Here is a 25140-nt window from a genome sequence, read left to right as displayed (position 1 = left end):
AGAAGGCGATAGTGAGTTCGAGCAGTTTCACAGGCAAGATCAATCTCGATATCCGGGATTCCGAACCGGACTGGGGGCCGTTCGCCGCCCCGACGGCACCCGACGGCGCCCCCAACGTGCTCTATCTGGTGTGGGACGACACCGGTATCGCCACCTGGGACTGCTTCGGCGGCCTGGTCGAGATGCCGGCGATGAACAGGATCGCCCAACGCGGTATTCGGCTGTCCCAATTCCACACCACGGCACTGTGTTCCCCGACGCGGGCAGCCCTGCTGACCGGCCGTAACGCCACCAGCGTCGGCATGGCCACCATCGAAGAATTCACCGACGGCTTCCCCAATTGCAGCGGCCGCATCCCATTCGAAACCGCGCTGCTCAGCGAGGTTCTCGCCGAGCGCGGCTGGAACACCTTCTGTGTCGGCAAGTGGCACCTGACCCCCTTGGAAGAGTGCAACATGGCCGCCACCCGGCGGCACTGGCCGACCCAGCGGGGGTTCGACCGGTTCTACGGTTTTTTGGGCGGGGAGACCAACCAGTGGTATCCGGACCTGGTCTACGACAACCATCCGGTGGCGCCACCGGCAACACCCGAGGACGGCTACCACCTGTCCAAGGACATTGCCGACAAGACAATCGAGTTCATCCGTGACGCGCAGACGGTCGCGCCTGGCAAGCCCTGGTTCGGCTACGTCTGCCCGGGCGCCGGTCACGCCCCGCACCATGTCTTCGCCGAGTGGGCCGATCGCTATGCCGGCCGATTCGATGCGGGCTACGAGCAGTACCGGGAGATCGTCCTGGCCAACCAGAAGAAGCTCGGACTGGTTCCACCGGACACCGAGCTTTCGGAGGTCAACCCCTACGCCGATGTCACCGGCCCCGACGGCCAGCCCTGGCCCGCACTGGACACGGTGCGCCCGTGGGACAGCCTCGACGACACCGAGAAGCGGTTGTTCGCCCGGATGGCCGAGGTGTTCGCCGGATTCCAGAGCTACACCGACGCCCAGATCGGCCGAATCCTGGACTATCTCGAGGAATCCGGGCAACTCGACAACACCATCATCGTGGTGATCTCCGACAACGGGGCCAGCGGCGAGGGCGGACCCAACGGCTCGCCCAACGAGAACAAGTTCTTCAACGGCTACATCGACACCGTCGAGGAGGCGATGAAACTCTTCGACCAGCTTGGCGGTCCGGACACCTACAACCATTACCCGATCGGGTGGGCGATGGCGTTCAACACGCCCTACAAGCTCTACAAGCGTTACGCCTCCCATGAGGGCGGTATCGCCGACCCTGCGATCCTCAGCTGGCCCAAGGGGATTGCCGCTCGCGGCGAGGTGCGTGACACCTATATCAACGTGTGCGACGTGACGCCGACCGTCTACGACCTGCTCGGCGTCACCTTTCCCGAGACGGTGCGCGGCGTCGAGCAGAAGCCGCTGGAGGGAATCAGTTTCAAAGCGGCGCTAGTAGATCCGGACGCGGACACCGGAAAGCACACCCAGTTCTACACCATGCTCGGGACCCGCGGGATCTGGCACCGCGGATGGTTCGCCAACACCGTGCACGCGGCGACCCCCTCGGGCTGGGGTCACTTCGACGACGACCGCTGGGAGCTCTACCACATCGAACAAGACCGCAGTCAATGCCGCGACCTGGCCGCCGAGCACCCGGAAAAACTCGAAGAACTCCAAGCGCTGTGGTTCGCCGAGGCCGAGAAGTACAACGGGCTGCCGCTGGCCGACCTCAACATCTTCGAGATGACCTCTCGGCAGCGGCCCTACCTGTCCGGCGACCGGACCGGCTACACCTATTACCCGAACACCGCCGAGGTGCCGCTGGGGGCGTGCGTGGAGCTACGGGGTCGGTCGTTCACGGTGCTGGCGCGGGTGACGGTGGACTCAGCCGACGCCGAGGGGGTGCTGTTCAAGCAGGGCGCCCGCCACGGCGGTCATGCGCTGTTCGTCCAGGACGGACGGCTGCACTACGTCTACAACTTCCTTGGCGAGCGTGAACAGTGGCTATCTGCGCCCGATCCGATCCCGTTGGGGTACCACGTATTCGGGGTGCGGTTCGAACGCCGCGGCACCGTCGAGGGCAGTCACACGCCGGTCGGGGAGGCCTCGCTCTACATCGACGACACAATGGTCGCCACGCTGCCGGAGATGATCACCCAGCCGGGTGCGTTCGCGTTGGCCGGGGGTGGGGTGAGCGTCGGTCGCAACACCGGCCAGGCGGTGTCGTCGGCGTATCGCGCGCCGTTTCGCTTCACCGGCGGAACCATCACGGACGTCGCCGTCGATGTCAGCGGTGAACCATACCTCGACGTGAAAAGGAGCCTGGCGGCGGCATTTTCGCGGGACTGAGGCGATGCTGACCGAATTGGTGAAGATCCCGGGCGGGGCGTTCCGGATGGGCTCGACGAGTTTCTATCCCGAGGAGGCGCCGATCCACACCGTGGAGGTGGCGGCGTTCGCCATCGAGCGGCATCCGGTGACCAACGCTCAGTTCGCCGAATTCGTCGCCGCCACGGGGTATGTCACCGTTGCCGAGCGGGACCCGGATCCGGTTTTCGCGGCCGAACCGGGCGCCTTGGTCTTCACCCCGACCGCTGGGCCTGTCGATCTGCGTGACTGGCGGCAGTGGTGGCGGTGGGAGCCCGGCGCGAGCTGGCGGCATCCACTGGGCCCGCGCAGCACCGTCGCCGACAAGCCGGATCACCCGGTGGTGCAGGTCGCTTATCCCGACGCGGCCGCCTATGCCCGCTGGGCCGGTCGGCGGCTCCCGACCGAAGCCGAGTGGGAATATGCCGCCCGGGCCGGCGTGCGCACCACCTACACCTGGGGTGAGGAGGAGAAGCCGGGCGGCGTCCTGATGGCCAATACCTGGCAGGGCGCCTTTCCCTATCGCAACGACGGCGCCCTGGGTTGGTCCGGCACGTCGCCGGTGGGGACGTTCCCGCCGAACGGCTGGGGTCTGCTGGACATGATCGGCAATGTGTGGGAGTGGACGACCACCGAGTTTTGCGGCCATCACCGGCTCGATGCGCCGCCGAATGCCTGCTGCACGCCGGTGGGGCCCGCTGATCCGGGTATCAACCAGACCCTCAAGGGCGGATCGCATCTGTGCGCGCCGGAGTACTGCCACCGCTATCGGGCCGCGGCCCGCTCCCCGCAGTCGCAGGACACCGCCACCAGCCACATCGGGTTCCGCTGCGTGGTGGGCGTGACGGGGTAGGCCCGTGGGACGCCCCAGGGGGGCGAGGGTGCGTGTCTGCACGCCTGGCAACGGCGTGTCGCGTACAACTACGCACGCTCGCGGAAGGCAACGGGGCGATTTGGTGCTTTAGGCCCCGTGACCTAGACTTCAGGGGTTGCCGAGAGCAGACCTCGGCCAGCGCAAGTTGGCCCCGCGTGCTCTTTGGCTCCGAAGAACTGTAAGACCACGCACGCCCGGGAGGATTCCGGCTGGCCGGCTAGCCCTGCCATGCCGCGCGTCGACCCGAAAATTGAGGAGATCTGGTGATTCAGCAGGAATCGCGGTTGAAGGTCGCCGACAACACGGGTGCCAAGGAGATCTTGTGCATCCGGGTGCTCGGCGGCTCGTCGCGGCGCTACGCCGGCATCGGTGATGTCATCGTGGCGACCGTGAAGGACGCCATCCCGGGCGGCAACGTCAAGCGGGGTGACGTCGTCAAGGCCGTGGTGGTTCGCACCGTCAAGGAGCGTCGCCGCGCCGACGGCAGCTACATCAAGTTCGACGAGAACGCCGCGGTGATCATCAAGGCCGACAACGACCCGCGCGGGACCCGCATCTTCGGGCCGGTCGGTCGCGAGCTGCGTGAGAAGCGGTTCATGAAGATCGTCTCGCTGGCCCCGGAGGTGCTGTAAATGAAGGTCCACAAAGGCGACACCGTGCTGGTCATCGCCGGCAAGGACAAGGGCGCCAAGGGCAAGGTCCTCAAGGCCTACCCCACCCGCAACCGGGTGCTGGTCCAGGGCGTCAACCGGATCAAGAAGCACGTCGCGAACTCGGCCAACCAGGCCGGTGCGTCCTCGGGCGGCATCGTCACCCAGGAAGCCCCGATCCACGTCTCCAACGTGATGGTCGTCGACTCCGACGGTAAGCCCACCCGCATCGGCTACCGGGTGGACGCCGAGTCCGGCAAGAAGGTTCGCGTCTCCAAGCGCAACGGCAAGGACATCTAGAGATGACGACTGCAGAAAAGATTCAGCCCCGGCTGAAGGTGAAATACCGCGAGGAAATTCGCGATTCGCTCCAACAGCAGTTCAACTACGCCAACGTGATGCAGATCCCGGGCGTGGTGAAGGTCGTGGTGAACATGGGCGTCGGCGAAGCTGCCCGCGACGCCAAGCTGATCAACAACGCGGTCAACGACCTGGCGTTGATCACCGGTCAGCGGCCGGAGATCCGCAAGGCCCGCCTATCGATCGCCCAGTTCAAGCTGCGTGAGGGCATGCCGATCGGCGCCCGGGTCACCCTGCGCGGTGACCGGATGTGGGAGTTCCTGGACCGGCTCACCTCGATCGCGCTGCCGCGTATCCGCGACTTCCGCGGCCTGTCGCCCAAGCAGTTCGACGGCGCCGGCAACTACACCTTCGGGCTGGCCGAGCAGTCGATGTTCCACGAGATCGACGTGGACTCGATCGACCGCCCGCGCGGCATGAACATCACCGTCGTCACCTCGGCGACGAACGACGACGAAGGGCGAGCCCTGCTGCGGGCGCTCGGCTTTCCGTTCAAGGAGAAGTGACCTGATGGCGAAGAAAGCGTTGGTTAACAAGGCGGCCCGCAAGCCCAAGTTCGCGGTGCGCGCCTACACCCGCTGCAACAAGTGCGGCCGTCCGCGCGCGGTACTCCGCAAGTTCGGCCTGTGCCGAATCTGCCTTCGCGAGATGGCGCACGCCGGCGAACTGCCCGGTGTGCAGAAGAGCAGCTGGTGACGGCGGAGGAGCAGCGCTAAATGACTATGACGGACCCGATCGCGGACTTCTTGACCCGTCTGCGCAACGCCAACTCGGCGTATCACGACGAGGTGACCCTGCCGCACTCGAAGATCAAGGCCAACATCGCCGAGATCCTCAAGCGCGAGGGTTACATCAACGACTATCACGTCGAGGACGCCCGGGTGGGCAAGGCGCTGGTGGTCAACCTCAAGTACGGCCCGAACCGGGAGCGCAGCCTCGCCGGTCTGCGCCGGGTGTCCAAGCCCGGCCTGCGGGTCTACGCGAAGTCGACCAACCTGCCGCGGGTGCTCGGCGGCCTGGGCGTGGCGATCATCTCCACGTCGTCAGGTCTGCTCACCGACCGTCAGGCGGCCAGGCAGGGCGTGGGCGGCGAAGTCCTCGCGTACGTGTGGTGAGGGAGTAGCAGACATGTCGCGTATTGGTAAGCAGCCGATCCCGGTCCCGTCCGGGGTCGATGTGACGATCGACGGCCAGCAGGTGTCGGTCAAGGGGCCCAAGGGCACCCTGGAACTCACGGTGGCCGAGCCCATCCGGGTGGCCCGCAACGACGACGGGGCCCTGGTGGTCACCCGTCCCGACGACGAGCGCCGCAACCGTTCGTTGCACGGGCTGAGCCGCACCCTGGTGGCGAACCTGGTCACCGGCGTCTCCGAGGGCTACGTGCGCAAGATGGAGATCTTCGGCGTCGGTTACCGCGTGGCGCTCAAGGGCTCCGACCTCGAATTCGCCCTGGGCTACAGCCACCCGGTGCTGATCAAGGCCCCGGAGGGCATCACCTTCGCGGTGGAGACGCCCACCAAGTTCTCGATCTCGGGCATCGACAAGCAGAAGGTCGGTCAGATCTCGGCGAACATCCGCCGCCTGCGCCGTCCCGACCCCTACAAGGGCAAGGGCGTGCGCTACGAGGGTGAGCAGGTTCGCCGCAAGGTCGGAAAGACAGGTAAGTAGCCATGGCGCAATCACACAAGCCCGTGGGGCAGAACGTCTCCGAGGCCCGGCGCAACCACCGGGTGCGTCGGCACGCGCGACTGCGCAAGAAGATCGCCGGCACCGCCGAGCGTCCGCGCCTGGTGGTGCACCGCTCCTCGCGGCACATCCACGTGCAGCTGGTCGACGACCTGGCCGGCCACACGCTGGCCGCGGCGTCCTCGATCGAGGCCGACGTGCGCGGTGTCCAGGGCGACAAGAAGGCGCACAGTGTGCGGGTCGGACAGCTGATCGCCGAGCGCGCCAAGGCCGCCGGCGTGCAGACCGTGGTCTTCGACCGCGGCGGCTACACCTACGGTGGACGTATCGCGGCGCTGGCCGACGCGGCGCGCGAAGGCGGATTGAAGTTCTGATGCGCCAGATGACTGACTTTATGAACATGACTGGAAGGACCGCATGATGGCGGAGCAGCCGACGGGGGCCTCCTCGACAGGTCCCGACACGGGCAACGCCCCCCGGACCGACGGGCGCGACAGCCGTGACAACCGGCGCGGTGGCCGCGACGGCGGTCGCGGCGGCCGTGACAGCCGGGACGGCGACAAGAGCAACTACCTGGAGCGCGTCGTCGCGATCAACCGGGTGTCCAAGGTGGTCAAGGGCGGCCGCCGGTTCAGCTTCACCGCGCTGGTGATCGTCGGTGACGGCAAGGGCATGGTCGGGGTCGGCTACGGCAAGGCCAAGGAAGTGCCGGCCGCGATCGCCAAGGGTGTCGAGGAAGCCCGCAAGAGCTTCTTCCGGGTGCCGCTGATCGGTGGCACCATCACCCACCCGGTCCAGGGTGAGGCCGCCGCCGGTGTGGTGTTCCTGCGTCCGGCCAGCCCGGGTACCGGTGTGATCGCCGGCGGCGCGGTGCGTGCCGTGCTGGAATGCGCCGGGGTGCACGACATCTTGTCCAAGTCGCTGGGCAGCGACAATGCGATCAACGTGGTGCACGCCACGGTGGCCGCGTTGAAGATGCTGCAGCGTCCCGAAGAGGTGGCGGCCCGGCGTGGTCTGCCGATCGAAGACGTGGCGCCGGCCTCGATGCTCAAGGCGCGCCGCGAAAGCGAGGCGCTCGCCGCCAGCGCCGCGCGGGAAGGCACGGCATAGCCATGGCAAATCTGAAGATCACCCAGGTCCGCGGCACCATCGGTGCGCGCTGGAAGCAGCGCGAGAGCCTGCGCACCCTGGGTCTGCGCAAGATCCGCCAGTCGGTGGTGCGTGAGGACAACCCCCAGACCCGTGGGCTGATCCGGGTTGTCCACCACCTCGTGCAAGTGGAGGAAGCCGAATGACCATCAAGCTGCACGACCTGCGCCCCGCGCCCGGGTCGAAGACCAAGCGCACCCGCGTCGGTCGCGGTGAGGGCTCCAAGGGCAAGACCGCGGGCCGCGGCACCAAGGGCACCAAGGCCCGCAAGAACGTGCCGGTCGCATTCGAGGGTGGGCAGATGCCCCTCCACATGCGGCTGCCCAAGCTGAAGGGCTTCCGCAACCGGTTCCGCACCGAGTACGAGGTCGTCAACGTCGGCGACATCAACCGGCTGTTCCCGGACGGCGGCACCATCGGGCTCGAGGAGCTGGTCGCCAAGGGCGCGGTCCGCAAGAACACGCTGGTCAAGGTGCTCGGCGACGGCAAGCTGACCGTCAAGGCCGACATCTCCGCGCACAAGTTCAGCGGCAGCGCCCGCGAGAAGATCACCGCAGCCGGGGGCACGGTTACCGAACTGTAAGGTTTTTTCAGGAAAAGGCGCTACCCCGATCGCACCCCATCTCACCAGATGGGGTGCGATTTTTTGTCCGGGGCACGGGGATTTGACGCAGGCGTAAATTGAGTGCTTGCTATGCATCTCACAGCCTTATATAACGTAATGTGAGTGACGGGACTCACTCGTCCGGGGTCGGTCTGCTGGGAAGGCGTTGGGCATATGAGGCGTCGGCTGCGTTCAGGTTCTACCGGGGGGCGCGCCGGCGCCTCTCGCCGTGCCGTGGGAGCGGGCAGCGCCGTGGCGGCGTTCCTGGCATTCGGGATGACTCCACTGGCGGCCGCGCCGGAGGCCCGTGCGGACTTCGAGTTCGACGATTTTCTGGGCTGGTTCGGTCTGGAACCCGACTCTCAAGCACTGACGTCCGAGTGGATCGGCTCGGCCTGGGATGTGCCCGATTCGGCTGATGCGACGGGGATGGAGATCGCCCAGCTGTGGGACACCTACTTCTACATGCCGCTGCATGCACTTTTGCAGGACTGGATCAACTCTGACTTCGGGTCGCAGGTCAATGGCGTGATCAACCAGATCTTCGCGCCGTTCACCGAGAACTTCTGCGGGATGATCTGCAACGGCGCCGACGGCACCGAGAGCAGCGTGAACGGCCAGGCCGGTGGGCTCTGGTTCGGCGACGGCGGTAACGGCTGGACCTCGGACATCGAGGGTGTAGCCGGCGGTAACGGCGGCCACGCCGGCGGTATCGGCAACGGTGGTGATGGTGGCGCCGGCGGTCTGGGTGCCGATGGTGGTAACGGCGGTCACGGTGGCGAGATGTGGGGCCACGGCGGCGATGGCGGAGCCGGTGGCGCTGCGACGGCGACGCTGGTGGCTGGGGACGGTGGCAACGGCGGGTCCTCGGGTCAGGCCCAAGACTTCTTCGGCATGGGTGCGTGGGGCAACGGGGGCAACGGCGGCAAGGGTGGCGCGGGTCTGAACGGCGCCGACGGTGCGGACTCCTCGGCCGCCGGGGTGGCTGGTGGCGACGGCGGTACGGGCACGGCGGGCGGTAAAGGCGGCGACGGCGGGGCCGGTTCGACGTGGCTCGGCATCGGCGGTAACGGCGGCGCCGGCGGTGCCGGTGGCGGGGGCGGCGCGGGCGGCAGCGGCTTCGACGGCGCCGAGGGCTCCTTCGCCGGCGGCGGAGACGGCAATGGCGGCAACGGAAGTAACGGCGGCGCCGGTGGCAACGGCGGCGCCGGTGGACAGGCCGGCGCTGGCGGGGCGGGCGCGTGGTTGTTCGGTGGATCCGGTGCCGCGGGTACGAACGGCACGGCCGGGGCCGGCGGTGTCGGCGGAGACGGCAAGGACGGCGGTGATGGCGCCGACGGCGCGGCCGGGACCGACGGGACGGCTGTCGACGCGAATGGCGCCGCCGGAATCAGCGGCGGCAACGGCGGGAATGCCGGGCGCGGTGGCGCCGGTGGTGTGGGCGGCGACGGGGTGGTTGCCGCCGACGGCGCCGACGGCCACGCCGGGGCCGGCGGCAACGGGGGCAACGGCGGCGACGGCATCGACGGCATCGACGGCACCGCCACCAACCCGAACGGAACCGCCGGGGGCAACGGCGGCGCCGGCGGCAACGGCGGTCAGGGCGGATTGGAAGCCGACGGCACCACCCGCGCAGCCGACGGCACCGGTGGCGCCGGAGGTATCGGCGGCAATGGCGGAGCCGGATATGACGCGCTCGCCGCCGGTGCGGCGCCGGGCACGTCCGGCGGCAGCGGCGGTGCCGGTGGCAGCGGTGGCGCGGGCGGTAGCGGTGCCACCGGAGGGGACGGCGGTAATGCCGGCGATGGCGGGCGGGGCGGTGATGGGGTCGCCGGACTGGCCGGAACCGACGGCGCCAACGCCGGCGACGCGGGCACCGACGGACAAGCCGGAGGAAACGGGGGGACCGGCGGCGCCGGTGGTGCCGGGGGTAACGGAGGCGCGGCGACCTCGCCGGCCGGGGCGGCCGGCAGCAATGGCAACGGCGGCGACGGCGGCGCCGGAGGCAACGCCGCAGCCGGTGGTGCCGGCGGTGATGGCGCCGACGGCGACGCGAACCATGTGGATGGCGGCGCCGGCGGTAACGCCGGCGATGCCGGCACCGCCGGAGCGGGCGGTGCCGGCGGCGCAGCCGGCACCGGCGGATCCACGGGCACCGGAGTCGCGGGCAGCGGCGGGGCCGACGGATCCGGTCCGGCACCCACCGAAACCCACGGCGGTAACGGCGGCGACGGCTTCACCTCGACAACACCCGGGGTGTCCGGCGGCGCCGGCGGAGCCGGTGGCAGCGGCGGAACCATCGGCAACGGCGGGGCCGGCGGCCACGGCGGAGGCGGTGGTGACGATGCCGACGGCGGAAACGGCGGCGCCGGCGGTGACGGTGGCACCCAGGTCGGTAACGGTGGGGCCGGCGGAAACGGCGGCGCCGGGCAGGGCACCGGCACCGGCGGTGACGGCGGTGACGGCGGGGATGGCGGCGCCGTGCAGGGCGACGGCGCCGACGGCGGCGACGGAGGCGCCAACGGCGGCAGTGGCGGCAATGGCGGTGACGCCATCGGCAGCGGCAACGGCGGCGATGGCGGCGACGGCACCGCAGGGTTCAGCGGCGCCAACGGCGGCTCGGGTACCCAGCCGGGCGAGGCCGGCGGCGACGGCGTCGCCGGCCAGTCGGGTGGCACCGGCGGCAACGGCGGTACCGGCTCGGGCGCCGGTCATCACGGCGGCCAGGGCGGTGCCGGAGCCAACGGCGGCAACGGCGGCAACGGCGGTGACGGTGTGCAGGGTGCGGTCGGCACGTTCGACAACGCGGGCACCGGCAACGGCGGGAACGGTGGCGCGGGCGGAAGCGGCGCCGCCGGCGGTCAGGGCGGCGACGGCGGTGCCGGCGGCGCGGGCATCAACGGCGCAACCGCCGGCAGCCAGGGCGCCGGTGGCAGCGGCGGCAACGGCGGCGACGCCGGGGTGGCCGCCGACGGCGGCCGTGGCGCCGACGGGATCGCCACGCATCCCGATGCCGGCAACGGCGGCGATGGCGGTGCGGTCGGTCACGCCGGCGCAGCCGGTAGCGGTGGATCCGGCTCGACACCCGGTTCGGACGGCACGGCCGGCAACGGCCCGTCCGGTCAACAGGGCAACGGCGGTGACGGGGGCGACGGCTACGACGCCGCCAGTGATCCGAACGCGGCGCCGGGCACCGCCGGCGGCAACGGCGGCCTTGGCGGGGACGGCAGCCTGTTGGGCACCGGCGGCGTAGGCGGTTCCGGTGGCAATGGCGCCGCCGGTGCGACCGGTGAGGCCGGTATGACCGCGGGTGCTGATGGCCAGACCGGCGGAGCCGGCGGGAACGGCGGCAATGCCGGGAAGGGCGGCACCGGAGGCGCCGGTGACGGTGTTGATGGTGTCGCTGGTTCTGGTGGTGCTGGTGGTCGGGGTGGGGATGGTGCCACGGGTGCTGATGGTGAGGATTCGACGCAGGCTGGGGTGGCTGGTGGTGTTGGTCAGGATGGTGGTGCTGGTGGTGATGGGGGTGCTGGGGGCACGGGTGGTTTGACTGCTGCTGGGACGGCGAGTGGTTTTGATGGTGTTCAGGGTGCTGGCGGTGATGGTGGCGATGGTGGTGTGGGTGGTCGCGGGTTTGATGGGGTTGCCGGTGGAGTCGGCACCGACGGTGAGGGCGGCGTCGATGGGACGGCGACGTCGGTGGCGACTGCTGGGGGTGCTGGGGGCACGGGTCAGGCTGGTGGTGCCGGCAGTGATGGTGGTGCTGGGGGCAATGGTGGTGCGGCCGGTCATGGTTCCACTGATGGCACCCAGGGTGTTGGTGGTGTAGGTGGTGCTGGGGGCAATGGTGGTACCGGTGGCACTGGTGGTCGTGGTGGTGATGGTGGTGATGGGTATGACGCTGCGGCTGATGTGAGTGCGGTGGCGGGTACTTCTGGTGGTGATGGTGCGGTTGGTGGTTCTGGTGGTGCCGGGGGTGCTGGGGGTGCGGCCGGCCACGGTGGTGCCGGGGGTAGTGGCCTCAATGGTCAGGCGAGTTCGGGTGCTGATGGTGTCGCCGGCGATCTGGGTGCCGGTGGTGTTGGTGGCAATGGTGGTTCCGGTGGTGACGGGTCGACGGGTGCTCGGGGTGTTGATGGGGTGAACGCCGGTGAGGCCGGTGGCACCGGTGGCACGGGTGGCAATGGGGGTAATGCCGCCGCCGGTGGTGCCGGTGGTGTCGGGGCTGGTGGCGTGCAGGCGGCCAGTGGTGTTGATGGTGTCGCTGGTTCTGGTGGTGCTGGTGGTCGGGGTGGGGATGGTGCCACGGGTGCTGATGGTGAGGATTCGACGCAGGCTGGGGTGGCTGGTGGTGTTGGTCAGGATGGTGGTGCTGGTGGTGATGGGGGTGCTGGGGGCACGGGTGGTTTGACTGCTGCTGGGACGGCGAGTGGTTTTGATGGTGTTCAGGGTGCTGGCGGTGATGGTGGCGATGGTGGTGTGGGTGGTCGCGGGTTTGATGGGGTTGCCGGTGGAGTCGGCACCGACGGTGAGGACGGTGTCGATGGGACGGCGACGTCGGTGGCGACTGCTGGGGGTGCTGGGGGCACGGGTCAGGCTGGTGGTGCCGGCAGTGATGGTGGTGCTGGTGGCAATGGTGGTGCCGCCGGTCATGGTTCGACCGATGGCAGCCAGGGTCTTGGTGGGGTAGGCGGTGCCGGTGGCAATGGCGGCACCGGTGGCACCGGTGGTGCTGGCGGTCGTGGTGGTGATGGGTATGACGCTGCGACCGATCTGGGTGCGGCGCCAGGCACGTCGGGCGGTGATGGTGCGGTAGGTGGTTCCGGTGGTGCCGGGGGTGCTGGGGGTGCGGCCGGCCACGGTGGTGCCGGTGGCAGTGGCCGCAATGGCCAGGCGAACTCGGGTGCCGATGGCGCGGTTGGTGAGCAAGGCGCCGGTGGCAACGGCGGCGTGGGCGGCAACGGTGGCAACGGCGCGGCCGGCGGGATCGGGGAGACCGGTGCTGACGGTGGCGTGGGCACGGCAGGAACCAGCGAGACGCCCGCCGGTGGCACCGGCGAAACCGGGCACACCGGCGGACAGGGTCAAGCGGGCGGCAACGGCGGGGCCGGCGGCCAGGGCGGCGCGGCAGGCACGGGTTCCACGGACGGCGCGGTGGGCGCCGGCGGTATCGGCGGCAACGGTGGCATCGGCGGCCAGGGCGGAACCGGCGGCAACGGCGGCACCGGCGGCGCCGGCTACGACCAACCCGGCACCACCGGGCTGTCCGGCGGCAACGGCGGCACCGGCGGCGCCGGGGGAACCGGCGGGCAGGGCGGCGAAGGTGGCACTGCAGGCCTCGGCGGCCTGAACGGGGCCGGTGTCGACCGGGCCGACTCCGGAACAGACGGCGCCACCGGTGAGCAGGGCCAGGGCGGCAACGGCGGCGAGGGCGGTGCCGGTGGCGACGGAGCGACCGGCACCACCGGCGGCAACGGCAACACCGGCAACACCGGGACGACGGGAACGCCGGGCAGCCCCACCGGCGGCACCGGCGGTACCGGTGGCGATGGCATCGACGGCGGGGTCGGCGGCAACGGCGGCAGCGGTGGCCAGGGCGGCGCCGCGGGTACCGGCAGCACCAACGGCAACGTCGGTGCCGGCGGGAAGGGCGGTGACGCCGGCGACGGCGGCCAAGGCGGCGACGGCGGTGCGGGCGGAACCGGCGGCACCGGGTACACCACGCCCACGGCGAATGGTGCCGACGGCGGCAATGGCGGGACGGGTGGCACCGGCGGCAACGCCGGCCACGGCGGCGCGTCCGGCACCGCCGGCGCCGGCGGCCTCGACGGGGCCGGAAACAACCCGGCGAACGCCGGTAACGCCGGCAGCACCGGCGCAGACGGTCACGCGGGCGTCGGTGGCGACGGTGGCGTCGGCGGCAACGGTGCGCAAGGCACGGCTGGCACCACGACCCTGGCCGCTGGTACCGGCGGCAAGGGCGGAACCGGCGGCAATGGCGGCCAGGGCGGCCTGGAAACCGACGGCGCCACCCACGCTCAGCAGGGCGACGGCGGGGACGGCGGAACCGGCGGCAAGGGCGGTACCGGGTTCGCCGGAGCAAACGGTCAGGACAGCTTCGTACTTACCCCCGCCACCGATGGCAAAGCTGGTGGTGCGGCCGGGAGCGGTGGAACCGGCGGTACCGGCGGTAGCGGCTACAACGCCGGCAACGGCGGAACCGGTGGTGTCGGCGGGGACGGCGGCACCGGCGGCAACGGCGGCAACGCGACATTGGCCGTCTTGGGCCTTCTCACCCCGGGCGACGGCGCTTCCGGCGGCACCGGCGGCACCGGCGGCGTCGGCGGCCTCGCCGGTACCGCCGATGGCGGAGCTGCCGGTGCCAATGGAGCAGGTGGCGACGGCGGGGTCGGCGGCACGGGCGGCAATGCCGGCTCGGCCCTGGTCGGGATCGGATCGACCGGTACCGCCGGAACCGGTGGAACCGGCGGCGTCGCCGGCGTGGGCGGCGGCAGCGGCGCCGACCAAGGTGCCGCGGGCGTCGGCGGTACCGGCGGCCAGGGCGGTCAGGGTTCGGTCGGCGCCGTTGCCAACGCTCTCGGCGGCGTCGGCGGCAACGGCGGAACCGGTGGTGCCGCGGCAGACCAGAGCGGCAGCATCGGCGGCGTCGGCGGGCAGGGCGGTACCGGTGGCGGCGGGCTGGTCGCAGGTGTTGTCGGCGGTGCCGGCGGCCAGGGCGGCGCCGGTGGTGCCGCGGCCGATCAAACCGACAGCATCGGTGGTGCCGGTGGCCAGGGCGGACAAGGTGCGACCGCTGTCGTCGGCGCACTCGGCGGAACCGGGGGCACCGGTGGCACCGGTGGGGCGGCCGGCGACGCTGCCGGCAGCAACGGCGGTGCCGGCGGGCAGGGCGGTACCGGGGGCAGCGCGGTGGTCGGTGCCCTCGGGGCTGGCGACGGCGGCGACGGTGGCACCGGGGGTGCCGCCGGGAACATCGCGGGAAGCACCGGTGGCACCGGCGGTCAGGGCGGCGACGGTGGCGCGGGCCTGGCGAACGTGTTGGCCGGCGGGGACGGTGGTGACGGCGGTACCGGCGGCTCCGGCACCGCACCCGGCACGATCGGCGGTGACGGCGGACTGGGTGGTACCGCGGGTCCCGGCGTGCTCAACCTCATCGGTGGCGCCGGCGGGGACGGCGGCGACGGCGGCAACGGTGGCGCGATCGGCGGCACTGGCGGCGACGGCGGAACCAACAGCAATGGTGCCGCTGGTGAGCCGGGTGAAGGGCCGAGCGGTCAAACGGGTGGCGCCGGTGGCGCCGGGGCGCCCGGGGGTCTGCTGTAGCAGAACATCACCCGATGAACGCCCGCAGCCAACACCGCGGTCGGTGACCGCGACGCCGGTAGGCTCAAATCCATGTTCTCCCTGCTGCCCGGGGTACCCGGCCTGGACGATCTGCGCGGCGTAGCCCGTCGTATCGACACCGCTCGCCATCACGGCGTGCCCGACGGTGTGGTGCTCGAACTAGACCTGCAGTCGTTGCCACACGAAACCGGTGGGTTCGATCCGCTGGCGCTGATCCGTTCGGGGAGCCAGCCCCCGGTGCTGCGCGACGTGGTAGCTGCGATCCACCGCGCGGCCGAAGACCCCAGGGTCGCCGGACTCATTGCGCGGGTGCAGCTTTCTTCGGCGGCTGCCGGCCCGGTCCAAGAGCTTCGCGCCGCCATCGCCGACTTCACCGCGGTCAAGCCGTCGCTTGCCTGGGCCGAGACCTACCCGGGCACGCTGTCCTACTACCTGGCGTCGGCGTTCGGCGAAATCTGGATGCAACCGTCCGGGACGGTGGGCCTCATCGGCTTCGCCACCAATGCGACGTTCTTACGCACCGCGCTGGACAAGGCCGGAATCGAAGCGCAATTCATTGCTCGCGGCGAATACAAGTCGGCGGCCAATCTGTTCACCCAGGATTCCTACACCGACGCACACCGGGAGGCCGACACCGCTCTGGTGGAGAGCCTGCACGCGCAGGTGCGCCAGGCCGTCGCCGAATCCCGGAATCTGGACGCCGCCGTCGTCGACGAGCTGGCCGACCGGGCGCCGTTGCTGCGTGACGACGCCGTGCAGGCGGGCTTGGTCGACCGGATCGGCTTCCGTGACGAGGCCTACGGCCGGATCGCTGAACTCGCTGGCGGCCCAGGGGATTCGGCAGCTGATCCCGATGGCCCCGACGCCCCGCCGAGGCTGTACCTGACGCGATACGCGCACGCGACCGCCGGGCGTCCGGTGTCGACTACGCCCCTGCCGTCCCTCCCGGGCCGCAAGAACAAACCGGCCGTCGCGGTCGTGACCGTGGCCGGGCCCATCGTCAGCGGGTCCGGTGGCCCCCAGCTGTCACCGTTCGGCAACCGCAGTGTCGGCGGCGACACGATCGCCGCGGCCCTACGCGAGGCCGCCTCCGACGACGATGTCGCCGCCATCGTGCTGCGGGTGGACAGCCCGGGCGGGTCGGTCACCGGGTCGGAGACCATCTGGCGGGCGGTGCAGCAGGCCCGCGAGGCCGGCAAACCGGTGGTGGCGTCGATGGGCGCGGTCGCCGCCTCCGGCGGCTACTACATCTCCGCGGGCACCGACGCCATCGTCGCCAACCCCGGCACCATCACCGGATCCATCGGGGTGGTGACCGGCAAGCTGGTCGCCCGCGGGCTCAAGGACCGCCTCGGAGTCGGCACCGACACCGTGCGCACCGGCGCCAACGCCGACGCCTGGTCGATCAACGCCCCGTTCACCGCCGAACAGCAGGGGCAAGTCGAGACCGAAGCCGACCTGTTCTACAACGACTTCGTGGTGCGGGTCGCCCAAGGCCGCAACCTGTCCACCGAGGCGGTCGACGCGGTGGCGCGCGGACGGGTCTGGACCGGCGCCGACGCCGCCGAACGCGGCCTGGTCGACGAGCTGGGCGGCCTGCGCACCGCAGTGCGGCGCGCCAAGGTACTGGCCGGGCTCGACCCCGACGCGCAGGTCCGCACCGTGTCCTATCCCGGCTCGTCGCTGTGGGAATTCATCCGGCCCCGCCAGTCGTCGCAGCCGGCGGCGGCGTTCTCCGATGCGGTCGGGGCCCTGCTGGTCCGCTCGCTGACCGGGATCGCCGAACAGGCGGGGCGATCGATCAGCGGGGCACAGGTGCTCTGGCTCGGGGAATCCCGCTGGATGTAACACAGATTCAACAAACGCTTGCGCGACAGAAAAAGCTTAGTAACGCCCGCGTAACGCGTGCCGCCCATGCTGATGAGCATGAAACGGTTACTGCTGTTGGCGGGTCTGAGCGCGATGATCGGCCTCGCTGCCCCCGCCCTCGCCGCACCCACGGGCGTTGACGGGCAGTTCCTGGCCACCCTGACCGGCGCCGGGCTGAGCCACACCGGAAATGACCAGGCCGCCGTCTCCGCCGGCCGCGCCGTATGCCAACTGATGGACGCGGGACTGTCCCCGATGGACACCGTCGTCGCGGTGCAGGCCACCAACCCCGGCTTCACCATCCAGAAAGCGGGGGAGTTCGCCGCGATCTCCACCGCGCACTACTGCCCCGAACACCTGTAATCCACCAGCACAGGTGTTGGCGCGGTCGCCTTCACGTCTGCGGCCTCGCGCCCAGCACATCGCAGAACAGTGCCTGACGCAGCGCCAGTTCGCGCGGATCACTGTAGAGGTGAAAACCCAAGCGGTTCATCACGTAGGAGAAGCCGATACCGGTATCGGGGTCGGCGAACCCGAGTGATCCGCCGAAACCCGGTGTGCCGAACGCCTTATCCGATGAGCCGAAGATGGCCCCGAACGCCGGTTTGGACAGCCCCAGCGAGAAGCGGGCCTTGACCCCCAGCACCTTGTCGCGTTCCCCGAGGGCCGGTGGCGCCGGCGTCGCGGTGAGCTCATCGCGCACGCTAGAACCCAGGGGCAGCGCGGGGTCTGCGGTAGCCGCGGCGCCGTAGAGCCGTGCGATCGCCGAGGCGGTGCCGATCCCGTTGGCCGAGGGGATCTCGATCGCCCGCACCTCGTCGCGGTTGTAGTCACCGTCCCACGGAGCGACGTCGCTGGGCAGGCACCCCGCGCGGGCCAGCAGACCGACCGGATTGAACGACGCGGCAACCATGCGCATCGGCATCACCTTGAGGTGCAGCAGCGACTCGGCCCGCCTCCAGTGATGTAACAGCGCCACCCGGTCGCGCGACAGTGAACTCGGCAGACCGATGTAGAAGTCCAGTCCGAGCGGCCCGGCGATCTCCTCGGCGAGAAACCGGCCCAGGGTACGGCCGGCCGGGTCGGTGCGACGGATCAGCTCGGATTCATACCAGCCCAGCGTGATCGCGTGATAGCCGTGCCGGGTGCCGGGCGCCCAAATCGGCCGCTGCTCGGCGAGTATCGACGCCAATCGTTCCGGATCGGCGACGTCGGCCAGGGTGGGAGCCGGCTTGAGCACACACAAACCGGCCTGATGGCCGAGCAATTGGCGGACCGTGATGGCGCCCTTGCCGGCCTGGGCGAATTCCGGCCAGTGGGCCGCCACCTCGTCGTCGTAGCCGAACAGTCCGCGCGACACCGCCAATGCCACGGCCAGGGCCGCCACACCTTTAGTGGTGGAGAAGACATTGACCATCGTGTCCTGCTGCCAGGGCGCCATGGTGGCGCCGTCGCGGTAACCGCCCCACAGGTCGACCACCTTGATGCCGTCGCGGTACACCGAGACCGCGGCGCCGACTTCACGGCCGTTGGCGAAATTGGCGCGGAACGCGTCGGCTACCTTGCCGTAGCCCTCGTCGACGTCGCCGTGGACCAGGTCCGGCGGAACCTTAACTTTGAGGACCATCCCTGAGGCTAACCCGCGATCGGTGGTCGGCACTCGACGAACCGTGATTTCGCTGCCGACCGGGGAGAACAGCGCCATTCGCGCACTGATGGCCCCGATTCTGGCCAACGACGAGAGAGAAAAATGAGTTTATCAGTCGAAGAAGCTGAGGTTTCGCTGGGTATCTGTTAGTGTCGCGGCCAATTGCCTGGCCGAACTTCGACGAGGGAGCCCATCATCGTGACATCCATCAAGCAGTTTCTGTGTGGTTCGGCCGTCGTCGGCATGGTGGCCGGCACGGGCGCAGCGATTGGGGCGCCTATCGGCCATGTGGGGCCGTCCGCGATGGAATGGCTGCTGGCCGCGGAGCACGTGCTGCTGATCGGCACCGACGGCACCAACCTCGACAAGATCCTGCAGTACGCCTACGGCGACGACAGCGGGTTCAAGACGGCGATGGACCAAGGCATCACCGGAGCCGCCACCGAGGTCAACCACACCACGATCTCCGGCCCGTCGTGGTCGACGATCCTCACCGGCGTGTGGGACGACAAGCACGGTGTGTTCAACAACGTGTTCTACCCCCAGCCGTACGACCAGTGGCCGACGGTGTTCAACCTGCTCGAAGCCCACGACCCGAACATCAACACCTCGGTGATCGCCGACTGGGACTACATCAACGGCATCGGCGCCGCGGGCGCCTTCCCGGCCGACAACAACCTCTTCGTCCCCTTCCAGGACAGCTGGGCCGACACCGACGCGGAGGTCACCGCACAGACCATCGCCCAGATCCTGGCTACCAAGGACAATCCGCTCGACATCTCGAGCTTCCTGTTCTCCTACCAGGTGCAGGTCGACGAGGCCGGACACTCCTTCGGCGGCGGGTCCGAGGAATACGCCCAGGCCGTCATGAATGTCGGAGCCAACATCCAGCAGATCCTGGCGGCTGTCGACGAGGCCAGGGCGGAAACCGGCGATACCTGGTCGATCATCATCACCACCGACCACGGCCACCAGCAGTCACTGGGCGTCGGTCACGGCTTCCAGTCGCCCAACGAGACGACGCAGTTCGTCATCTTCGACCAGGGCGGCGACTCCGCCACCGACGGCAGCCAGAATCTGAACTACTCGATCGCCGACATCACACCGACGATCCTGGCGCTCCTCGGAGCCCCGATGCGGTCGGATTTCGACGGCAGCCCGATGTTCCTGGACCCGGACATCGTGAACAGCACCGTGGCCCCCGACGATCTCAAACAGGCATTGCTGTCCGCGATCGCGATGTACGGCTACCCGAACATCGGCAACGACATCACCCTGGCGATCCGTACGGTCGTCGGCACCATCCCGTACCTGCTCAACGGCGTGGTCAACGACATCGACAAGTTCCTGCAGACGATCGTCGACCAAGACATCTTCTTGATCAGTGGACTGGCCGAATTCGCCCAACAGGTCAACGACTTCGTCGGCGGTCTGGTGGTGGACACGACCCAACTGATGGCCAAGGGTGTTGCGCTGCTGACCGGATCCGGAGTCATCGCACCGACCGACCCGCCGCTGTCGGGTTCGGCGGAGTTCTCCGAGCTGCCGGGACTGCTCGCCGCGGACCACAACATCTTCGCGCCGGACGGGCTCTTGGGTGGCTTCGACCTGTCGTGGCTGGACGGCAGCGAACTGCTGTCCTGACGCCACTAGGTGCGAATGGCCTCGATCGCAACCGAATTGCGCAGCCGCGCCACGATCTCGGCATCCTCGGGGAAGCTGCGCCCGTAGGCCGCGAAGACTTCGGTCCGGGTGCGACCGCTGACCTGCCAGCCCTGTTCGGTCAGGTAGTCGCCGGCGTGGCGCCGCTCGCCGGCGTAGACCAGGCCGGCCAGATCAAGGTCCAGGCCCTGGTCGGCGAAGCGCCGGCCCATCGACTGGTTCGAATCGGTGAGCACGGCCGCGCCGTCGGGGTGATATTCGGTGGCCAGCCGACTGCCCGGCGCACTCAACGCGGTGATGTCGTCGAACAGTCGATCCTGCGCCTCCGGCGGCAGATAGACGAGCAGCCCTTCGGCGCTCCACGCGGTCGGTTTCGTTTCGTCGAATCCGCTGCGGCGCAGCGCTGCCGGCCAATCGTCGCGCAGGTCGATGGCCACCGTCCGGCGATCCGCCGTGGGCTCGGCGCCCAGATCGGTCAGCGTGCGGGTCTTGAACTCGATCACCTCCGGCTGGTCGATCTCGTAGACGACGGTGCCGTCCGGCCAGGCCAGCCGGTAGGCGCGCGCGTCCAGCCCGGCGGCCAGGATGACCGCCTGCCGGATGCCCGCGGCCGCGGCCTGCAGGAAGAAGTCGTCGAAAAACCGGGTGCGCACCGCCATCACCTCGGTCATCGGCCGGGCGGTGGCGTTGGCGTCCTCGGCGACCGCCGGCTCCAGCTCACCATCGAGCAGCCGGTTGAAGAAGTCGATCCCGACCGCCCGCACCAGCGGGGCGGCGAACGGGTCGTCGATCAGCGCGTCGGGCTGCCGGCTGGCCAGCGCGCGGCCGACGGCGACCATGGTGGCGGTCGTACCCACGCTGGACGCCAGATCCCAGCTGTCCCCAGGAGATCGTGCGCCGCCGCTGCGCGCCATCAGCGTTCTCCTTCCAGGATCGCGCTGACATAGGTCAGCCCGCCGTAACCGTCGGTCTCCTCGAGCTGCGGCAGCCCGTGTTCGGCGAACAGCTCGTTGATGTTGCGACTGTCGAGCCGCCATCCGCGCTCGCCGAGGTAGGTGGGCGCGTCATTGCGATCACCGAAGTAGACCAGCTCGGTGAGGTCGAGATCGAAGCCGTGGCTGCGCATCTGCTCGGCGGCTTGCCGCATCCGCTGGCGTGCGGTGTCCTCGTCTCCGGGGTCGAGCGGCGGTGTGCATTCGACGGCGAACCTGCTGCCCGGCGCGGACAGTGCGGTGACGGTGTCCAGTAGTCGGTCCTGTGCCTCGGCCGGGAGGTAGGCGAGCAGCCCCTCGGCGCTCCAGGCGGTCGGCGCGCAGGGGTCGAAGCCCGCGGCCTGCAGCGCCGCCGGCCAGTCGTCACGCAGGTCGACGGCGACCGGCCGGCGATCTGCGGTGGGCTGGGCGCCGTGGGCGGCCAACACCCGGGTCTTGAACTCGATCACGTCGGGTTGGTCGATCTCGAAGACGGTGGTGCCGGCGGGCCAGTCGAGCCGGTAGGCGCGAGCGTCGAGCCCGGAGGCCAGGATGACGGCCTGCCGGATGGCCGCGGTGTCGTCGGCGCACGCGGCGAGGAAGAACTCGTCGAAGAACCGGGTGCGCACGGCCATGTTGTCGGACATCCGCGAGAGCGTCATCGCCCCGTCCTGGCCCTCGCCGTCGCCGAAGTCGGCCGGGCTGATTTCGCCGCTGGCCAGTTTGCTGAACAGATCCACTCCGACCGCGCGCACCAGCGGCTCGGCGAAGGGGTCGCTGATCAGCGGACGGTCGGTGCCGTTTCCGCGGCTCGCCACCGCGCGGCCCACCGCCACCATGGTCGCGGTGGCGCCCACACTGGAGGCCAGGTCCCAGGTGTCGTTGTCTGTACGAGCCATCTTTCGAACTCTCCTATCGCCGCCGGCGGCCTATGGTTACCGGCGACGCAGCGCCGGAAATTAATTAGCTAGGTTAACGAGCTGTCGTCGACTGTACGCCCGGCGGCTGATGGTCGGCTGACAGCGCGTCCCCGCGGCTGCCCGGCCCGCCGTGCTCAGCTGTTAGTCTCGTAGACTGCTGACGCGCCTGAAGACGCGCATGGCCGCTTCATGACCGGTCGGCGCGTCGACGCGAAAGCGCAGGACTACCCCAGGACTAACCGGGCTGTAACACACCAGCCCATTGGCACGCCGCGACCGGACCTCGGCTGCGCAGGAGGAGAAGAGTGTTCTCGGCTTTCATCTCGTCACTGCGGACGGTCGACCTGAGGCGAAAGATCCTGTTCGCCCTGGGCATCATCGTCGTCTACCGGCTCGGAGCGGCCATCCCGTCGCCCGGTGTCGACTACCAGAACGTGCAGCAGTGCATCAAGGAGGTCAGCGGCGGCGACGCGGCGCAGGTCTATTCACTGATCAACCTGTTCTCCGGTGGTGCGCTGCTGCAGTTGACGGTGTTCGCCATCGGCGTGATGCCCTACATCACCGCGAGCATCATCGTGCAGCTGTTGACCGTGGTGATCCCGCGCTTCGAGGAACTGCGTAAAGAAGGTCAGTCCGGCCAGAACAAGATGACGCAGTACACCCGCTACCTGACGGTGGCGCTGGCCGTCCTGCAGGCCACCAGCATCGTGGCGCTGGCCGCCAACGGCGGGCTGCTGCAGTCCTGCAGCCTGCGCCACGACATCATCGCCGACCACAGCATCTTCACCCTGGTCGTCATCGTGCTGGTGATGACGGCCGGCGCGGTGCTGGTGATGTGGCTCGGCGAGCTGATCACCGAGCGCGGTATCGGCAACGGCATGTCGCTGCTGATCTTCGTCGGTATCGCCGCCCGCATCCCGATCGAGGGCAAGACCATCCTGGACTCCCGTGGCGGCCTGGTGTTCACCATGGTCTGCCTGGCGGCTCTGGTCATCGTCATCGGCGTGGTCTTCGTCGAGCAGGGCCAGCGCCGTATCCCGGTGCAGTACGCCAAGCGGATGGTCGGCCGGCGCATGTACGGCGGCACCTCGACCTACCTGCCGCTCAAGGTCAACCAGGCCGGCGTCATCCCGGTCATCTTCGCCTCGTCGCTGATCTACATTCCCCAGCTGGTCACCCAGCTGGTCCGCAGCGGCAGCGGAGGCCCCGGCAACAGCTGGTGGGACAAGGCGGTCAGCACCTACCTGTCCGACCCGTCCAACCTGGTCTACATCGGCGTGTACTTCGGCCTGATCATCTTCTTCACCTACTTCTACGTGTCGATCACGTTCAACCCCGACGAACGCGCCGACGAGATGAAGAAGTTCGGTGGCTTCATCCCGGGCATCCGGCCGGGCCGTCCGACCGCGGACTACCTGCGGTTCGTACTCAACCGAATCACCCTGCCGGGCTCGATCTACCTCGGTGTGATCTCGGTGCTGCCCAACCTGTTCCTGCAGATGGGCAACTCCGGCACCGTCCAGAACCTGCCGTTCGGGGGTACCGCGGTGCTGATCATGATCGGCGTCGGTCTGGACACGGTCAAGCAGATCGAGAGCCAGCTCATGCAGCGCAACTACGAAGGGTTCCTCAAGTGAGAGTCATCCTGCTGGGACCGCCCGGGGCGGGCAAGGGCACCCAGGCCGTCAAGCTGGCCCAGGAGCTGGGCGTCCCGCAGATCTCGACCGGCGACCTGTTTCGGAGCAACATCGCGCAGGGCACCGAGCTGGGCCGCAAGGCCAAGGGATACCTCGACGCAGGGGATCTGGTGCCCTCCGAGCTGACCAACGCCCTGGTCGCCGACCGCATCGACGCCGAGGATGCCGCCAAGGGCTTCATCCTCGACGGCTACCCCCGGTCGGTGGAGCAGGCCCAGGCCCTGCACGACATGCTGGAGGCGCGCAACACCAAGCTGGACGCGGTGCTGGAGCTGCGCGTCAGCGAGGACGAGTTGCTCGCCCGGCTCCGGGAGCGGGGCCGCGCCGACGACACGGCCGAGGTCATCCACAACCGGATGATCGTCTACCGCGAGGAGACCGCGCCGCTGCTGGACTACTACCAGCACGAGCACGAACTGCATGTGGTGGATGCGCTGGGCACCGTCGACGAGGTCTTCGGTCGCCTGTTGCAGGCCCTGGGGCGCTAAGTGATCGGGTGGGCGAAGCGGCGGGTGCCGCATCGCACCCCGGGCGAGCTCGACGCGATGGCCGCGGCAGGTGCCGTCGTCGCCGAGGCCCTGGCCGCGGTGCGTGCGGCCGCCGTCGCCGGAGTCTCGACCCTGCAATTGGACGAGGTCGCCGAGTCGGTGATCCGGGAGGCGGGTGCGACGCCGTCGTTCCTGGGCTACCACGGCTTCCCCGCGTCGATCTGCAGTTCGGTCAACGACCGTGTGGTGCACGGCATCCCGTCGTCGGCGGAGGTGCTGGCCGACGGTGATCTGGTGTCCATCGACTGTGGCGCGATCCTGGACGGCTGGCACGGCGACGCCGCGGTCACCTTCGGTATCGGCACGTTGACATCGGCCGACGAGAACCTGTCGGCCGCGACCCGGCAGGCGATGGTAGCCGGGATCGCGGCGATGGTCCCCGGCAACCGGCTCAGCGACGTCTCGCACGCCATCGAAACCGGGGCCCGCGCCGCGTCGGCGGAGTTCCGCCGCTCGTTCGGCATCGTCGCCGGCTACGGCGGGCACGGTATCGGCCGCCAGATGCACATGGACCCCTTCCTGCCCAACGAGGGATCGCCGGGCCGCGGGCCGCTGCTGGTGGCCGGATCGGTGCTGGCGATCGAGCCGATGCTGACCCTGGGCACCGACCAGACCGTCATCCTCGACGACGAGTGGACGGTCGTCACCGCCGACGGATCGCGCGCCGCACACTGGGAACACACCGTCGCGGTGACCGACGACGGCCCCCGCATCCTGACGGCGGTCTAACCCAGGCCGCGCCCCGCCGGCAGC

22 protein-coding genes are annotated in these 25140 nt (G+C 69.5%); 19 read left to right on the top strand and 3 right to left on the bottom strand.

Going from position 1 to position 25140, the window contains the following annotated elements:
* Positions 1 to 11 precede the first annotated feature (11 nt).
* From BST28_RS05605 to BST28_RS05525, 15 genes are all read left to right on the top strand, one after another.
* Positions 12 to 2366: an arylsulfatase gene (locus BST28_RS05605; protein WP_083080261.1), complete on the top strand. Its 2355-nt coding sequence runs from the start codon at positions 12 to 14 to the stop codon at positions 2364 to 2366.
* A gap of 4 nt (positions 2367 to 2370) precedes the next feature.
* The gene (locus BST28_RS05600; protein ID WP_083080260.1) at positions 2371 to 3237 is read left to right on the top strand and encodes a formylglycine-generating enzyme family protein; all 867 of its coding nucleotides are present in this window, start codon (positions 2371 to 2373) and stop codon (positions 3235 to 3237) included.
* Between the two features lie 284 nt (positions 3238 to 3521).
* The gene (gene rplN / locus BST28_RS05595) at positions 3522 to 3890 is read left to right on the top strand and encodes a 50S ribosomal protein L14 (protein ID WP_003883432.1); all 369 of its coding nucleotides are present in this window, start codon (positions 3522 to 3524) and stop codon (positions 3888 to 3890) included.
* On the top strand, positions 3891 to 4208 hold the full coding sequence (gene rplX / locus BST28_RS05590; protein WP_019737215.1) for a 50S ribosomal protein L24: 318 nt from the start codon (positions 3891 to 3893) through the stop codon (positions 4206 to 4208).
* A gap of 2 nt (positions 4209 to 4210) precedes the next feature.
* Positions 4211 to 4774 (top strand): 50S ribosomal protein L5, encoded by a 564-nt coding sequence (gene rplE / locus BST28_RS05585; protein ID WP_019737214.1) that lies wholly within the window; start codon positions 4211 to 4213, stop codon positions 4772 to 4774.
* A gap of 4 nt (positions 4775 to 4778) precedes the next feature.
* Complete coding sequence (locus BST28_RS05580) at positions 4779 to 4964, top strand: type Z 30S ribosomal protein S14 (RefSeq protein ID WP_019737213.1); 186 nt, start codon at positions 4779 to 4781, stop codon at positions 4962 to 4964.
* A gap of 20 nt (positions 4965 to 4984) precedes the next feature.
* The gene (gene rpsH / locus BST28_RS05575; protein WP_029249222.1) at positions 4985 to 5383 is read left to right on the top strand and encodes a 30S ribosomal protein S8; all 399 of its coding nucleotides are present in this window, start codon (positions 4985 to 4987) and stop codon (positions 5381 to 5383) included.
* 13 nt (positions 5384 to 5396) lie between these two features.
* A complete protein-coding gene (rplF, locus tag BST28_RS05570; protein WP_019737211.1) occupies positions 5397 to 5936 on the top strand; it encodes a 50S ribosomal protein L6 in 540 nt (179 codons plus the stop codon).
* Positions 5937 to 5938: 2 nt separating this feature from the next.
* Positions 5939 to 6328: a 50S ribosomal protein L18 gene (gene rplR, locus BST28_RS05565; protein ID WP_019737210.1), complete on the top strand. Its 390-nt coding sequence runs from the start codon at positions 5939 to 5941 to the stop codon at positions 6326 to 6328.
* 46 nt (positions 6329 to 6374) lie between these two features.
* The gene (rpsE, locus tag BST28_RS05560; protein ID WP_413784765.1) at positions 6375 to 7064 is read left to right on the top strand and encodes a 30S ribosomal protein S5; all 690 of its coding nucleotides are present in this window, start codon (positions 6375 to 6377) and stop codon (positions 7062 to 7064) included.
* 2 nt (positions 7065 to 7066) lie between these two features.
* A complete protein-coding gene (rpmD, locus tag BST28_RS05555) occupies positions 7067 to 7249 on the top strand; it encodes a 50S ribosomal protein L30 (protein ID WP_019738973.1) in 183 nt (60 codons plus the stop codon).
* A complete protein-coding gene (gene rplO, locus BST28_RS05550) occupies positions 7246 to 7686 on the top strand; it encodes a 50S ribosomal protein L15 (protein ID WP_019738974.1) in 441 nt (146 codons plus the stop codon). Before rpmD ends, rplO begins: the two co-directional genes overlap by 4 nt.
* 273 nt (positions 7687 to 7959) lie before the next feature.
* A complete protein-coding gene (locus tag BST28_RS25045; protein ID WP_165758053.1) occupies positions 7960 to 15051 on the top strand; it encodes a PGRS repeat-containing protein in 7092 nt (2363 codons plus the stop codon).
* A 72-nt stretch (positions 15052 to 15123) separates the two neighbouring features.
* Positions 15124 to 16920: a signal peptide peptidase SppA gene (gene sppA / locus BST28_RS05530; RefSeq protein ID WP_065287222.1), complete on the top strand. Its 1797-nt coding sequence runs from the start codon at positions 15124 to 15126 to the stop codon at positions 16918 to 16920.
* Between the two features lie 78 nt (positions 16921 to 16998).
* On the top strand, positions 16999 to 17304 hold the full coding sequence (locus BST28_RS05525) for a DUF732 domain-containing protein (protein WP_029249450.1): 306 nt from the start codon (positions 16999 to 17001) through the stop codon (positions 17302 to 17304).
* Between the two features lie 31 nt (positions 17305 to 17335).
* Here the strand turns inward: BST28_RS05525 and BST28_RS05520 are convergent, their stop codons facing one another.
* A complete protein-coding gene (locus tag BST28_RS05520; RefSeq protein ID WP_019738308.1) occupies positions 17336 to 18568 on the bottom strand; it encodes an EstA family serine hydrolase in 1233 nt (410 codons plus the stop codon).
* A 219-nt stretch (positions 18569 to 18787) separates the two neighbouring features.
* Here BST28_RS05520 and BST28_RS05515 point away from each other — a divergent pair, with 219 nt between their 5' ends.
* Positions 18788 to 20233 (top strand): alkaline phosphatase family protein, encoded by a 1446-nt coding sequence (locus tag BST28_RS05515; RefSeq protein ID WP_019738307.1) that lies wholly within the window; start codon positions 18788 to 18790, stop codon positions 20231 to 20233.
* A 5-nt stretch (positions 20234 to 20238) separates the two neighbouring features.
* On the opposite strand, the gene BST28_RS05510 is transcribed toward BST28_RS05515, so the two are convergent.
* Both BST28_RS05510 and BST28_RS05505 read right to left on the bottom strand, forming a co-directional pair.
* A complete protein-coding gene (locus tag BST28_RS05510) occupies positions 20239 to 21165 on the bottom strand; it encodes a class I SAM-dependent methyltransferase (RefSeq protein WP_019738306.1) in 927 nt (308 codons plus the stop codon).
* On the bottom strand, positions 21165 to 22121 hold the full coding sequence (locus BST28_RS05505; protein ID WP_065287223.1) for a class I SAM-dependent methyltransferase: 957 nt from the start codon (positions 22119 to 22121) through the stop codon (positions 21165 to 21167). The genes BST28_RS05510 and BST28_RS05505 overlap by 1 nt, the downstream gene beginning before the upstream one ends.
* Positions 22122 to 22447: 326 nt before the next feature.
* Between BST28_RS05505 and secY the strand changes: the two genes are divergently transcribed.
* The 3 genes from secY to map are packed head-to-tail and all read left to right on the top strand — an operon-like array spanning position 22448 to position 25116.
* Positions 22448 to 23779: a preprotein translocase subunit SecY gene (gene secY, locus BST28_RS05500; RefSeq protein ID WP_019738640.1), complete on the top strand. Its 1332-nt coding sequence runs from the start codon at positions 22448 to 22450 to the stop codon at positions 23777 to 23779.
* Positions 23776 to 24327 (top strand): adenylate kinase, encoded by a 552-nt coding sequence (locus BST28_RS05495; RefSeq protein ID WP_019738641.1) that lies wholly within the window; start codon positions 23776 to 23778, stop codon positions 24325 to 24327. The genes secY and BST28_RS05495 overlap by 4 nt, the downstream gene beginning before the upstream one ends.
* Complete coding sequence (gene map, locus BST28_RS05490) at positions 24328 to 25116, top strand: type I methionyl aminopeptidase (RefSeq protein ID WP_019738642.1); 789 nt, start codon at positions 24328 to 24330, stop codon at positions 25114 to 25116. It begins immediately after the preceding gene.
* Positions 25117 to 25140: the final 24 nt, after the last annotated feature.

This window comes from Mycolicibacter kumamotonensis (genome assembly GCF_002086285.1).
In the GTDB taxonomy this organism is placed as follows: Bacteria; Actinomycetota; Actinomycetes; order Mycobacteriales; family Mycobacteriaceae; genus Mycobacterium; species Mycobacterium kumamotonense.
Note: the sequence above shows the minus strand (reverse complement) of the source record. Positions and strands in the feature narration are given on the sequence as shown.

Coding starts and splice junctions, on each gene's coding strand:
- BST28_RS05505 (WP_065287223.1), bottom strand. CDS start 22,121: ATGGCTCGTACAGACAACGACACCTGGGACCTGGCCTCCAGTGTGGGC.
- rplO (WP_019738974.1), top strand. CDS start 7,246: ATGACCATCAAGCTGCACGACCTGCGCCCCGCGCCCGGGTCGAAGACC.
- BST28_RS05525 (WP_029249450.1), top strand. CDS start 16,999: ATGAAACGGTTACTGCTGTTGGCGGGTCTGAGCGCGATGATCGGCCTC.
- rplF (WP_019737211.1), top strand. CDS start 5,397: ATGTCGCGTATTGGTAAGCAGCCGATCCCGGTCCCGTCCGGGGTCGAT.
- BST28_RS05600 (WP_083080260.1), top strand. CDS start 2,371: ATGCTGACCGAATTGGTGAAGATCCCGGGCGGGGCGTTCCGGATGGGC.
- rpsE (WP_413784765.1), top strand. CDS start 6,375: ATGGCGGAGCAGCCGACGGGGGCCTCCTCGACAGGTCCCGACACGGGC.
- rplX (WP_019737215.1), top strand. CDS start 3,891: ATGAAGGTCCACAAAGGCGACACCGTGCTGGTCATCGCCGGCAAGGAC.
- sppA (WP_065287222.1), top strand. CDS start 15,124: ATGTTCTCCCTGCTGCCCGGGGTACCCGGCCTGGACGATCTGCGCGGC.
- BST28_RS05510 (WP_019738306.1), bottom strand. CDS start 21,165: ATGGCGCGCAGCGGCGGCGCACGATCTCCTGGGGACAGCTGGGATCTG.
- BST28_RS05520 (WP_019738308.1), bottom strand. CDS start 18,568: ATGGTCCTCAAAGTTAAGGTTCCGCCGGACCTGGTCCACGGCGACGTC.
- rpmD (WP_019738973.1), top strand. CDS start 7,067: ATGGCAAATCTGAAGATCACCCAGGTCCGCGGCACCATCGGTGCGCGC.
- rplE (WP_019737214.1), top strand. CDS start 4,211: ATGACGACTGCAGAAAAGATTCAGCCCCGGCTGAAGGTGAAATACCGC.
- rplR (WP_019737210.1), top strand. CDS start 5,939: ATGGCGCAATCACACAAGCCCGTGGGGCAGAACGTCTCCGAGGCCCGG.
- rpsH (WP_029249222.1), top strand. CDS start 4,985: ATGACTATGACGGACCCGATCGCGGACTTCTTGACCCGTCTGCGCAAC.
- BST28_RS05580 (WP_019737213.1), top strand. CDS start 4,779: ATGGCGAAGAAAGCGTTGGTTAACAAGGCGGCCCGCAAGCCCAAGTTC.